Origin of the sequence: Vibrio nomapromontoriensis (genome assembly GCF_050337205.1) — a bacterium.
Classification (GTDB): Bacteria; Pseudomonadota; Gammaproteobacteria; order Enterobacterales; family Vibrionaceae; genus Vibrio; species Vibrio nomapromontoriensis.
Genome location: NZ_JAKJSS010000008.1, coordinates 46,840 through 59,024 on the forward strand (window position 1 = coordinate 46,840; position 12,185 = coordinate 59,024).

The 12,185-nt window shown below is 43.7% G+C and carries 11 protein-coding genes; 6 read left to right on the plus strand and 5 right to left on the minus strand.

Annotated elements, in window-relative coordinates; genetic code table 11:
- Nucleotides 1-15: 15 nt before the first annotated feature.
- Nucleotides 16-489, minus strand: a complete 474-nt coding sequence (locus tag L4D05_RS08080; protein WP_428793600.1) for a CreA family protein — start codon at nt 487-489, stop codon at nt 16-18.
- A 75-nt stretch (nt 490-564) separates the two neighbouring features.
- Here L4D05_RS08080 and L4D05_RS08085 point away from each other — a divergent pair, with 75 nt between their 5' ends.
- Nucleotides 565-1,077 (plus strand): hypothetical protein, encoded by a 513-nt coding sequence (locus L4D05_RS08085; protein ID WP_428793601.1) that lies wholly within the window; start codon nt 565-567, stop codon nt 1,075-1,077.
- 125 nt (nt 1,078-1,202) lie between these two features.
- On the plus strand, nt 1,203-1,880 hold the full coding sequence (locus L4D05_RS08090; RefSeq protein ID WP_428754266.1) for an HAD-IA family hydrolase: 678 nt from the start codon (nt 1,203-1,205) through the stop codon (nt 1,878-1,880).
- On the opposite strand, the gene L4D05_RS08095 is transcribed toward L4D05_RS08090, so the two are convergent.
- Complete coding sequence (locus L4D05_RS08095; RefSeq protein ID WP_428754267.1) at nt 1,854-2,066, minus strand: hypothetical protein; 213 nt, start codon at nt 2,064-2,066, stop codon at nt 1,854-1,856. The genes L4D05_RS08090 and L4D05_RS08095 overlap by 27 nt on opposite strands.
- A 784-nt stretch (nt 2,067-2,850) precedes the next feature.
- Between L4D05_RS08095 and hpf the strand changes: the two genes are divergently transcribed.
- Together hpf and L4D05_RS08105 are read left to right on the plus strand one after the other, a co-directional pair.
- Nucleotides 2,851-3,207, plus strand: a complete 357-nt coding sequence (hpf, locus tag L4D05_RS08100) for a ribosome hibernation-promoting factor, HPF/YfiA family (protein WP_265674444.1) — start codon at nt 2,851-2,853, stop codon at nt 3,205-3,207.
- 327 nt (nt 3,208-3,534) lie between these two features.
- Nucleotides 3,535-4,326 carry a ribonuclease H1 domain-containing protein gene (locus L4D05_RS08105; protein WP_428793602.1) on the plus strand — a complete coding sequence of 264 codons (792 nt, stop codon included), beginning with the start codon at nt 3,535-3,537 and terminating at the stop codon, nt 4,324-4,326.
- Between the two features lie 89 nt (nt 4,327-4,415).
- Here L4D05_RS08105 and L4D05_RS08110 read toward each other — a convergent pair whose 3' ends face one another.
- From L4D05_RS08110 to L4D05_RS08120, 3 genes are all read right to left on the minus strand, one after another.
- Entirely contained in the window at nt 4,416-4,661 is a 246-nt protein-coding gene (locus L4D05_RS08110; protein WP_428754270.1) for a hypothetical protein, read from the minus strand.
- 184 nt (nt 4,662-4,845) lie between these two features.
- Nucleotides 4,846-6,936 (minus strand): alpha-amylase, encoded by a 2,091-nt coding sequence (locus tag L4D05_RS08115; RefSeq protein WP_428793603.1) that lies wholly within the window; start codon nt 6,934-6,936, stop codon nt 4,846-4,848.
- A gap of 164 nt (nt 6,937-7,100) precedes the next feature.
- Nucleotides 7,101-9,170 (minus strand): sensor histidine kinase, encoded by a 2,070-nt coding sequence (locus L4D05_RS08120; protein ID WP_428793990.1) that lies wholly within the window; start codon nt 9,168-9,170, stop codon nt 7,101-7,103.
- A 157-nt stretch (nt 9,171-9,327) separates the two neighbouring features.
- Here L4D05_RS08120 and L4D05_RS08125 point away from each other — a divergent pair, with 157 nt between their 5' ends.
- Both L4D05_RS08125 and L4D05_RS08130 read left to right on the plus strand, forming a co-directional pair.
- Nucleotides 9,328-10,677, plus strand: a complete 1,350-nt coding sequence (locus tag L4D05_RS08125; protein WP_428793604.1) for a sigma-54-dependent transcriptional regulator — start codon at nt 9,328-9,330, stop codon at nt 10,675-10,677.
- A 457-nt stretch (nt 10,678-11,134) separates the two neighbouring features.
- Complete coding sequence (locus L4D05_RS08130; protein ID WP_428754274.1) at nt 11,135-12,148, plus strand: TAXI family TRAP transporter solute-binding subunit; 1,014 nt, start codon at nt 11,135-11,137, stop codon at nt 12,146-12,148.
- Nucleotides 12,149-12,185: the final 37 nt, after the last annotated feature.

Below are 12,185 nucleotides of genomic sequence, written 5' to 3' on the forward strand. Positions count from 1 at the left end.
TCTCTTTACTAAATCTTATTGCGCAGTTGTAGTTGGCTCAACGAATGCTTTCGTTCCCCACAACGGAACCGTAGATAGGCTGTGTTTAAAGCTACCCGATGTTTCTTTAGTTGAGTAGGATAAATACATGAGGGTTTGGTTGTCCGCATCAAAGATACGACGCACTTTCATGGTTTTGAAAAGTATACTTTTTGACTTTCTAAATACTATTTCACCGGATTTGGACTTGTCTATTTGTTCTATCATTTCAGGTGTGATTTCACCTGTTTGACGGCATGATATGGAACTGTCACTTGGGTCTGAAAAGCTTAAGTTAGCCTCAATGCTTGCGATATGACACGTAACACCGGGTACTTCAGGATCGGTTAATGTGTTGAGTTTAATGTCTTTTAATGTAAACATGCCAAGTGAAACATCACCAACCTCCTTATCTCCGCAGCCCGCTAAGGCAAGGGCAAGAGCTGGAACAATCATGAGCTTTTTCAACATATTGGGGCAATCCTTTAAAATAAGAGCTTGTGTATACAATAACCACGGTCAGCAAAAAATCAAATAGGATTTACAATGAAAGACGCGGCAATGGCTCTATATAACAAAAAGAATGAATGGTTAGCAAGCCAAGTAGATGTCGAATTTCCCACATCAGAAAGCATTAAAGGACGAGCGTTATATCTCGACTCTTTAACCAGTAGGTTTCTTGAACCTGTCTCGGTTGCGGAAGGTTTCTCCGCAAAAATTGAGTGGCATCTCGTTGATTTTCATCGACTTACCATTATGTTTTCACTTCTTCAGTCAAAAATATGGGAAAGCGACGAGGCTCAAAATTTCATTGTTGAGTATTTGACACAGATAATCCTAGATCCAGAATACAGCCTGTATGTAGGCTTTAGTGAAGGAGAGGCCGTTTCTGCGGCGATTATGTGCCGTGAAAATGACGTGGTCGTTGTGTCTGATATCGTCGGTGCAACAGCGTCAACGAGTCATGATGACATCGCTTTGTCACTGATTCATGAGACCTTGAACATCAATAGTGACGAAAATTCAAACTTAGTGAACATATGGATTGAAAAACGGTGATCAGCACGAAAGTTTCGTGTATTACTTAGAGAAATGTTGTAAACCCTCGTGTAGATACCGTTTTGCGTACCCATAGTCTATTAATATTTATAGCGAATTAAGTAGCTGTGGGTATGTAAAGTAGTATGTCAGAAGTAAAGTGTGTCTTATTTGATTGCGATGGAACCTTAGTCGACAGTGAAATGCTATGTTGTGAGGCGCTGGTAGCGACCTTTAAAGAGGTAGGCGTGTCTCTATCATTGGAGGTGGCGGCTGAAAACTTCTCAGGAGGCAAAATTGCTGATGTGCTTATGTCGGCAAAGCGTATCACCAAATCTAATGCGTCGCTGGATCTGCTTGAGCCCATTTATCGACGCTTGACCACGGAGCTATTTGAATCAAAACTCACGCCAATTCATGGTGTGGAAAAGCTGTTAGATTATTTGGATGATCAGGCGATTGAATACTGCGTTGTCACTAATAGCCCTACTAAAAAAGCATTGCATATGTTGTCTATTGTTGGCCTTTCTGAACGGTTCCGAGGAAAGGTTATTTCGGCTTTTGATGCGAATAGTTGGAAGCCAGAACCCGATCTATTGCGTTACGCTGTGACGATTATGGGTTTTCTTCCGAAGGAATGCGTTTATATTGATGACACGGTAAAAGGTGTCAACATGGGCATTGCGACGGGAGTTAGGACAGTACATTTCGCTAAAGTATGCAAAGTTGATCAACCCAATGTGACATGCCTGTCCGCGATGACTCAAGTCGTCGCGCATATTGGCGAGCTTAACGGTTTAATGAATGAGACAGCAAAGTTGTGAGTTAGGCTGTGTTTGAACCAATACTTTATTCACATACATCACCGTCCAATCTTTGGAGTATTCTTGCGTGTAGAATCCACAGCTTGCACAAAGGAATGTTTCCCCATCTTCTGACAGTAGGTATTCATCCGAATCGCACTCAGGGCAGTCGTTGCGATGTTGCGTGTCGATAGTGTATTTCTTCATTGGAAGTACCTTATGATTCAATCAATTGACTAGTCTGTCATCAAGCTAAGCATAATACGCATCACTAATTTTATGTTGAAAAATTAGCCTCTTGCATGACAACCTGCGACTGATATCACTAAATTTATAGCTCCAGGTGGTTACTTATATCGATCCCATTAGTCAGGACTATAGGTTGAGCTGTGTAATGACGCTGTATTTACCTCCCCTTATGATTTGTTGATTACTTTCATAAACGGCGTGAAGTTTTGTACATGAGCTAACGACAAGATGACGAAAATGGAACGATTGTATGGGACTCGTCTGCAGTAATGCTTGGGGAGAAAGGGTGGGGTTTTGTCTCTACGGCAAAAAAGGTGAGTAATCGTGCGAGTTCTTGAATGTATTTGAAATGTAAGTTTTCAAAGTAGATTACCCGATGCCTAAACCTGTACTGTTTTGTTAGTTTAACTGCCGGAAGTCATGTCATTGACCCGGTAAAAAGTCGCGGCTAGCGACAAGTTTGCAAGTAATAAGTTACAGTGTAGCTTATGTGCGGGGCGTGACTCGTCCTTTAGTTATCAATAGGTTGAATTTTCTCTGAACCTATTGGTAGGTCAAAAACACATCGTTTATCCCTTTTCCTGCCCCTACATATTCTGTCTATCGGCTACGTATTCAAGGGGCTGTATGAAAATTATTTGAGAACAAGGAAGTTAATCACACAAGTGTACAAATTCACTTGGTTAAATGACGTGGAGTTTGCTACGTTTAAATGACACAGTGATTGGAAAGGTAGAATTATATGAAAGTAAATGTTCAAACACATCATGTATCAATCAACGACGATTCTCGCAAAGAAATAGAAAGCAAATTTGAGAAGGTTTCCGCTCACTTTCCACAACTGATTAGCTGTGACATTATCATCACAAAGGAACATGGCCAGCATCAAGTGGAAGTCTTTACTAATTATGAAGGTGTTAGAGTTTCAGCAAAAGCGACTGACGACGTAATGTATCCAGCTATCGCAGGCGCGGTTAAGAAATTAGAGACAGGGTTACGAAACAGGAAAGGGCAGCTCAAATCAGGGCTTCATGAAAAACCAACAAGCACGAAACCTGAAATTGCATCAGATATCATTCAAGAAATGAAACTAGTTTAATTTTTAAGCCGTTAATTTTTGAAGCCAGCACCTAGTGCTGGCTTTTTTCATATGGTTTGATGAGAAAGAGGCAATAACACTGAGACGCACAAAACAGACCAAATTACGGTTTGTGATTTCATTATCGGTTAATCCAGTTGCAAAGTGATGACAATAGCAGCAGGTGCACTAAAAAAGACAAGGTTGGATGGTATTTTCATACCAGCTTGGCTACTGTACTGTCATTGATGAGTCATTTTATGGTTCATGTATTTTTGTCGCGATGAAGCCTAACATCACGGGTTAATAGCATCACGGGTAATTCTAAGTGTAGAAAAGGGTAAAGCATTGGCTAAAAAGTATTACGTAGTGTGGAAAGGAAGACAAACCGGCATTTTTTCAACATGGGCAGACTGCAAGGCTCAAGTGGATAAGTTTACTGGTGCGAAGTTTAAGTCTTTTCCTTCTTTGGCTGAAGCGGAACAGGCGTACAGTTCCAACTATGCGATGAGCTCGTCGAAGCCTGCTACAGGAGGAAAGGTGCCAGCGACTAAAACGTCGATAAATAAGACGGTAAAGGCTAAAACTGCTCCCCTTACTCAACAAGATATTACGGCGATGCCATTGGAGATTAAAATATTTACCGATGGCGCGAGCGACCCAAACCCAGGGCAGGCTGGAGCGGGTATCGCAGTGTATCAACATAATTCACTGGTTGCGCTGTGGTATGGAAAATATCAGGCGTTTGGCACCAATAACACCGCGGAGCTAAATGGCTTGCATCAATCGATGCTGCTGGCAAAAGAGTACGTGTCGGATGGAAGCAGCGTTGCCATATATTGTGATTCTATGTATGCGATTCAGTGTATCACCACGTGGGCGAAAGGATGGGAAGCAAAGGGCTGGAAGAAGTCGGGGGGAGAGATCAAAAACCTAGATTTGATTAAGCCAATGTTTGAACTGTATCAGCAAATCTCGAATCAAGTGGCCATTCACCATGTTAACGGGCATGTGGGAATTGAAGGTAATGAGTTGGCGGACCGAATGTCTATCGTTGCTGTAGAGACTAAGCAAGAAGCCATGGTGCAGTATTCGGATCTTTCAGATCTTGCAAAAATACTTGCATTGCGTGCAGGTTGAGCCACTCATTTAACAGGCTTGTTTAACTTAAGTGGCCCAGTATACAAAGTAGCAGAATGTCGGCTAGTCGCTTACGGGTTTAACCTATATTAATGACGTTTAGGTCCGGTACGAACTAACTCTTTACCTGTTTCAAATATTTCATCGCTGATCCAGCGAGCAAGAAGCAACTCTTGCTTCTCATTGAAAACCGCAACAAAGTGGCGACCATCAGAATTGTTTGTCGCCATTCCTACACCGGCAACGCCTTCCAATCCGAGGCCGCCATTTTCGACCGAAAGCAAGAATTGCTCTAGTGATTCAAGAGTGTCGATAATGTTGTTATCTGTGTTCATGGGTTTACCGCTGTATGTTGATTAATGTGACTAATAGAGCGGGCACTTTACCTCGGTAGCCAAAAAATGTGAATAGTACTGGCGAGGAAAGCGGAGGTATTTTCCTATTTTAGATCCCACTAGCTACGTTGTTCTATCTGTATTTAAAAACAAGCGCTCATACAATGAGCGCCATAAGTTCGATTCATCGACCAAAGTACGCAACGACGACTTTATCTTCACCGAGGGTTCGGGAAAATACAAATGCATCATCATCAGTGATAACGTGGTGCACACCAGCACCGACTGCAGGATGACGGTCTCGAAATTGACCGACGGTTTTCCAATGTTCGAGTAGTTGCTGTTTATTGGTGTCGAGTGACCAAAGCATATCTGAACGCGTACCTTGATGGAAATCATCGGCGAAAGGTCCTATGTCTCTCGCGATTTCATCTCCGTAATAAATCTGTACTGCGCCCGGACTCAGCAGCAGGGCGTTGGCAGCACTTTTTTGCATTTGGTAGTTTTTAAATCGGCTAAAAAACAGTTCGGTATCGTGAGATGACATGTAACTGACGGGATTAAAGTCCGTAGAGTCAGCAATTGAATTTGAGTAGTGCTTATAAGTGTCGGCCATTTGACTAAAACAAGCGGCGCCTTTGTCGAGTTTTTTCTGCATATCAAAGTTGATCAACGCATCAAACCCATCATCGAAATACGGACTGCGATAAGCGCTATGTCCCCACACTTCTCCCATCATCCAGAAAGGCTGACCAGAGGTGTTATTTAACGTGCGCCATTGTTCTAAACTGTCAGTCGCTTCGGATTTAAGTCGCTTCCACACTTCTGGCTCTACGTGCTTGACGGTATCAACTCGATAGCCGTCTATACCGAAGCGCTTCACCCAATCCGTTTGCCATTCTATGAGGTAGTCGGCGACGGTATAGCTGTCTCTTGATGTGACGCGTGTGCCGGGATTATTCATCAGCCATTGAGGAGGCTGAACATGTTTAGTTGACTCGGTTTTGAAGTCGGGTAATCCCGCCAAAGATAGCGTAGTGTCACTTGATCCGGGTTGGTCATAACCGGGCAGTCCAGTTCGAACCCAATCGGATCCCCACCAGTCTTTCCAATTTGATGATTGATAGTTGATGTTGTTATGGAAGCTGTGCCAGTTTTCCCCTTTCTTAGGTGCCCAGTCAGCCCATTGAGTCGGTAGCTTTTCCGGTGTGGTAATAACATTTAGTCCATCAAATTGTGCATCGGCTAGCGTTGCGTAACCAGGGTGATTAATGACGGCATCTAGTAGGACTTTTATTCCGAGTTTATGGGCTTCTGAAACTAGACGTTTTAGATCTTCCTCGCTACCGAAACTTTCATCGACTTTGGTAAAATCCCGTGCCCAATAGCCATGATAAGCATAAAATGGGAAAGATCCGCTGTCACCTCCACCAACAAACCCGCGCACTTGCTCAACAATTGGTGACAACCAAATGACATTAGTGCCAAGGCTCTTAATATAGTCGAGCTTTTCTGTGACGCCTTTTAAGTCACCACCGTGAAAAGTGCCAATTTCTTGCTTGTTATCGTTGTGTCGAGAGTACGGTTGCGATTTGGGGCTATCAGAATTATTGAAACGATCTACCATGACAAAATAGATGTTGGCATTACGGTAGTTAATAGTTTTGTTTATTTCTGCGTCGGATGTTTTAGCTAGCGCCTGTACCGGCTCTAGAAGGATGAGACCGCCATTTGCTTGAGAAGGCGTTACCGTGACCTGACCATTGTTGACGCGTAATTCCTCTCCGGAAAATACCTCCCGAAGTAATGTGCCATCAGCAAAGGAAGAGGAGACATTAATATCCTTCGGGCCGTCAATAAACGCTTCACACTGTACCTTCGGCAGTGGGCGTTTAAATGCCGTTTGAGCGACTTTTTTAGGTTGCCGCTTAAACAACAAGGTTTGGTTTTCTTCCTGATAGGAAAACGAATAATCCCCTGTGAATCTAATGATAAGTGGTAACTGAGTGGTTTCACCACACAGCAAAGGGATTGGCGTATTAAATTTAATTTTGCTTGGAAGCTGATTATCGCATTGCCCATCAATTCCAGAAATAGTCAGTTGATATTTGTCTTTAGTAAGTGGCACCACCACAGCGTTGCCATTTTCTAGCGGGTAATCACGACTGGTTGTGGTCGTAGATATCGTGAGATAAGGCGATGCCAAAAGCGCAGACGACGCGAAGAGTGACGGCATTGCAATAAGCAAAGAGGTGAACAGAGTCTTATGTTTCATGGTCATTCCGTTGTTATTATTTTTCACCCTCACTGTACTTATCTAATATTCAAGGCACATCATTCTTGTACTCTACGCCTCAAAGTTTGCTGCTGTTCACATTATGAGCGCGTAGGGCGTAGAAGCTATATTAATCTGGTGATATATGCGTCTAAATGCCAGCGTTAAACATTGGCTTCCGGCAGCATTAGGGTAAAAGTCATGCCGTGTTGCGCATTATTGTCTGCGTTGATAGAGCCGTTCATATCTCGCATGTTGTTAGCGGTAATTGATAGTCCCAACCCAAGTCCGTCGCCTATCTTTTTACTGGTGTGAAACGGTTCAAATATTGCGTCTATTGAAGAAGGGTTTACGCCGCAGCCATTGTCTATGATTCGTATTTCTATCATGGTATTCACCTTACTAATAGCGATGGTGAGTATTGGCTGCTTAGTATCGCTGAGCGCATCGATGGCATTGGATATAAGGTTGCCTAATACCTGTCTAAGACGTTGCTCTTCGCCTAGGATGGTTGGCAGCACTTCTGGCGCTCGAACCCGCACGTCAATAGTGGCCAGTTTTGACTGATAAATCCGCAATGTCTCTTCGAGTGCTTCAGATAACGAAACTGGGTTGAGTAACTCGGGTTTGCTATAGGCAAAGCTTTTTAGCTGGCGAGTCATATTTGCCATGCGATCGATGAGCGTTTGAATTAACGTGTGGTTAGCACGCATCATTTCGTACTCATTGCGTTCCATTAAAAGCTCGTTGGTGGTGAGCAATGTGCGAAGCCCAGTGAGAGGTTGGTTTAACTCATGAGTAATTGCACTGGACATTCGACCTAATGCCGCCATTTTACTTGCTTGAACGAGTTCGTGTTGCGCTTGTTCTAAAGCCTGAGTGCGTTCTTCAACCCGTTTCTCAAGCGCTTGGTTCGCTTGCTGTAGGGCCTGTTCAGCAGTTTTCCGTTTGCTGATATCAATGACGGTGGCAAGGAAAAAATGCTGACCATGCCATGGGAATAGAGTTAAAGAAAAAAGGACCGGAAAAAGAGTGCCATCACTTCGCTTTGCCATCGTATCCACCGCGCTCAGCTCGGTATGTTCTTTATGAGTCACCAGATTCTTAAGTAGTTTGAGCGTGGTGGAGTTGGGGTTACCCGCGTCAAACAACTCCCATGCATGTATCGCTTTGCTATGTCTATCTGGAAGACAGAATTGGCGTTTTGCCATAGGGTTAACATCGAATAGAAGTCCGTGATCATCTATTACCATTAAACCGACATGTGTCTTATTGATCATCTGAGTAAGGCGTTGTTGTGACTCCTCCAAAATGGATTGGATCTGCTGTTTACTTTGTTGCTTTTGATGACGTTGAAAGAAGATGATAATCAGTAAAGTGACGAATAGTAGTACGGTGATTGTGCTCCAGCCAACAACATTAATCGTCTGTTGCATTGGTTTCAACGGGGTCAGGTAACTGATTTTCCAATTTAAGTCGTCAAGCTTAACGGTGTGGGCAAGGTAACTATCTGCGGAAATGGTTTGTGAGTTGGTGAGTTGCCACGTTTTAATGCGCGTGTTGTCATACAGCAACTCGGCATTTTGCACAATGTGATGGGAAGAGTCGTTTAGCCAATCAGCACCGTATTGAGTACTACTGGATAAAAAGAACTGATCCTGCTGGTTCTGAAAGGTAATGACGTCGCTACTGGTAATGATTTGTTCGGTTAACAGACTGAGATCAATTTGCACGACAGCAATGCCAGCAATGTCTAAGCCAATAAAGATTGGGGCGGTCAAATAATAAAACGGAGACGAACCTTTGGTTTTACTCACCAACGATACACGTTCGCCTTGGGAGTGAATTTGTTGTGCGATGGCTTGTCTATCAGAGAGGCTGAATCGTTCTCCCGCAACACTAGATGCAAGTGCTTCACCTGTGGCAGACAGAATCAGCCAACCTTTCGTATTTGCAGCTTTATCAAGTTGGAAGAGTTCGTCTTCAACACTTTGCTTTTGCGCTAAATCACCAGCCACCAATGCGATGGTTCTAGGGTTATTGGTGACTAGGTAAGGAAGGTGATAAAAACGCTTTAATGTCCGTCTTACTTCGCCGATATAGTCGAGCAAGCGCTCTTGGACGAGTATTTGGGTTTGATTACTAAGCCATTGCCGTGAGACTTCTCGGCTAGTGCTATAGAAAAGCCCAATCAACATGACGACAACGACAGTAATTATCCACTTATATCTCATCATGAATCCCGCAATAGACTGATTTTCTTTTATTAAAAGACTGCGCTGTTTCTTATTGATGTAAAAGAGTTGTGATCAAAAAGTGCGACTTAGCTCCTTTTATCCTATTGCAAATTTACCTAACGTAGATATGGAGTATTCATTTGGGTGATAGGTTATGGTTTTCGTAGATGCGGCACGAGTAGCACTAATTGAAGATGACGACATTGTTCGACAAGCGACGAGCCAGTGGTTACAACTTGCAGGTTTTGAAGTGGAGGCATTTAGCACAGGGTTAGCCGGTAAGTCTGCGATTCTTAATGGCGACTACGATGCGATAGTCAGTGACGTGCGACTACCCGATATAGACGGTTTAACACTACTCGCCGACCTAACGGCAAACAATATTCAAACCCCAATGATCTTAATTACCGGCCACGGCGATGTCGACATGGCGGTAAGTGCCTTGCAACAAGGTGTGTTTGATTTTATTGAGAAGCCCTTTCAACCAGAAAGATTGTCGCAACGTGTTAACGAGGCAGTGCTCCTGTACCGAGCGCAAGCGTCGGCTCAGCATCGGCAAGAATATTTGGCTAGCGTTAACGGACTTGAGCAAGTGTTAATTGGACAAAGTGCGGTAATGGTGCAATTGAGGGCTCAGGTGGTTAAGTTGGCTCGCATTGATACTCATGTCATTATTTATGGTGAAACGGGATGCGGTAAGGAGCTGGTGGCCATCAGTTTACATAATGAAAGTCCGCGCAGTAAACGTCAATTTGTGCCAATTAATTGTGGGGCGGTACCCGAGAATCTATTTGAAAGTGAGTTGTTCGGTCACGAAGCTGGCGCCTTCACGGGGGCGAGTAAAAGGCGAATTGGTAAGCTCGAATATGCTGATAAAGGGACGCTGTTTTTCGATGAAATCGAGAGTATGCCACTTGCCATGCAGGTTAAAGTTCTACGTTGCTTACAGGAAAATACCGTAGAGCGGGTGGGAGGAAATCAGACGATCAACACGGATCTTCGAGTGATTGCCGCAGCCAAAGAGGATTTGAGTGACAACGGCGAATTTCGACAAGACTTATATTATCGCCTCAATGTTGCTCAAATTCACATTCCCCCTTTGCGAGAGCGAGAAGAAGATGCCTTGATCTTGTTTGAACACTTTATTAGTCACACTCGTGAAGATGCACGAATACTAAGCGACGCCGATCGACAGGCGATATTGAGTTATTCGTGGCCCGGTAATGTCCGTGAGTTAAGGAACGCCGCAATGCGTTTTGCCCTTGACGATAGCGTGTCAGTCATGGAAATTCTGACGATGCGCCCTAGCTCTACGACAGAAATGACTCAAAGTGGTGTACCACTAGCGATTCAATTACATAACTTCGAAAGAAAGGTGTTGAGTGATGCTTTGTCTCGCCATCATGGTTGTATTACCGATGTCATGCTTGAGTTAGATATACCAAGGCGAACGCTTAATCAAAAAATGCAAAAGCTGGGCCTGAATCGAGGGGATTATACCTAACGTAACTAAACTACAGAGCAACTAAGCAATAAGCATCGGAGTAACGAAGCAACGAGATTTGTGTCGATGAAGTTGGCAAATTGATTGTTTTTATTCTTGAGTAGAGAGTAGAGAGTAGAGAGTAGGACTAGTTGCAAACTCATTTCGTGAAGTGATCTAGAGAGGCGAGTCTATGACGCAATGTTATCGGCAAAAACTTGCTTAGTGGGATTACGTCTAAAACATCCGTCAAGTCACAATTTTTTAACATGTCGACGTTGTCGCGCGACTTTCTCGGTGTTTGGGTAAGCAAAATCTTGCTCATGTGTCGTGGCACATTTGAGCAATAATTTGCTCATTGTATCATTGTTATTTATTAATATTGTTATTTATCAATCAGTTAAACTTTGGCATCACGTTTGCTATAGAAGATTGATTGATAACAAGTGTGTAACGCCAAATAACATGGAGTGTAACAATGAACAAAAATAGAGTAGCTAAAGCGTTAGTCATCGCCCTGACTTCTTTTGGATTGGTCACGAATGCCGCTATCGCACAAGAGCGAAGCTATATTTTGTCAACGGCGTCTACGGGGGGAACGTATTACCCTGTAGGTGTGGCGCTGGCCACGTTGAGCAAGGTCAAGCTAGCACCCAAATACCATTTTTCGCTATCGGCGATTAGTTCTGCGGGATCAGGCGAAAACGTCAAACTTTTGAATGAAAATGAAGCTCAGTTTGCCATATTGCAAGGTCTATACGGCGCGTGGGCGTGGTCTGGTGAAGGCCCATATGCAAAGAGTGGTCGTCAAGAGCAGTTACGCTCAGTGTCTATGCTGTGGCAAAACGTCGAGCATTTTATCGTTCGTACTGAGCTAGCGGAAACCGGTACCGTGTCTGACTTGAATAATCTGGTTGATAAGAAGTTCTCTATTGGTAAAAAGAATTCTGGGACTGAAAACTCGGGTCGCCAAATTATGAAAGGGTTAAAGGTGGATCCTGACTCATTTAATCTTGCGTTTATGGGCTACGGCGGTAGCGCGAGTGCTCTACAAAATGGCACGATCGATGGCATGAACACACCAGCAGGGGTGCCAGTCGGTGCGGTCACTCAAGCATTTGCTGCGCTTGGTAGTGACATTTCTATTTTGTCCTTTACCGATGAACAAATTAAAGAGGCGAATGGTGGTTTCAACCTTTGGACTAAATATGACATTCCAGCCAATACCTATCCCGGTTTAGACAAGCCAATTACGACGATTGCTCAGCCTAACTTTTTGGCAGTAAGAGATGATATTTCTGATGATGATGTCTACGAACTGACGAAAGCCATTTATGAAAACTTGGCGTTTTTGCAAGGCATTCATAAAGCCACAAAAGCCATGGCGCTTGAAAAAGCGATAGCTGGTTTGCCTGTCCCACTTCACCCAGGTGCTGCTCGTTACTATAAAGAGGTGGGTTTAGAGATCCCATCTCACCTGATTGCTAAATAGCAAGTTAGCAGCGTACAAAATGCGCTGTTAGTTGGAT

What these genes read in the sequence shown, in the direction of transcription:
- L4D05_RS08080 (WP_428793600.1), bottom strand. Translation starts at nt 489, where the DNA reads ATGTTGAAAAAGCTCATGATTGTTCCAGCTCTTGCCCTTGCCTTAGCG.
- L4D05_RS08085 (WP_428793601.1), top strand. Translation starts at nt 565, where the DNA reads ATGAAAGACGCGGCAATGGCTCTATATAACAAAAAGAATGAATGGTTA.
- L4D05_RS08090 (WP_428754266.1), top strand. Translation starts at nt 1,203, where the DNA reads ATGTCAGAAGTAAAGTGTGTCTTATTTGATTGCGATGGAACCTTAGTC.
- L4D05_RS08095 (WP_428754267.1), bottom strand. Translation starts at nt 2,066, where the DNA reads ATGAAGAAATACACTATCGACACGCAACATCGCAACGACTGCCCTGAG.
- hpf (WP_265674444.1), top strand. Translation starts at nt 2,851, where the DNA reads ATGAAAGTAAATGTTCAAACACATCATGTATCAATCAACGACGATTCT.
- L4D05_RS08110 (WP_428754270.1), bottom strand. Translation starts at nt 4,661, where the DNA reads ATGAACACAGATAACAACATTATCGACACTCTTGAATCACTAGAGCAA.
- L4D05_RS08115 (WP_428793603.1), bottom strand. Translation starts at nt 6,936, where the DNA reads ATGAAACATAAGACTCTGTTCACCTCTTTGCTTATTGCAATGCCGTCA.
- L4D05_RS08120 (WP_428793990.1), bottom strand. Translation starts at nt 9,170, where the DNA reads ATGAGATATAAGTGGATAATTACTGTCGTTGTCGTCATGTTGATTGGG.
- L4D05_RS08125 (WP_428793604.1), top strand. Translation starts at nt 9,328, where the DNA reads ATGGTTTTCGTAGATGCGGCACGAGTAGCACTAATTGAAGATGACGAC.
- L4D05_RS08130 (WP_428754274.1), top strand. Translation starts at nt 11,135, where the DNA reads ATGAACAAAAATAGAGTAGCTAAAGCGTTAGTCATCGCCCTGACTTCT.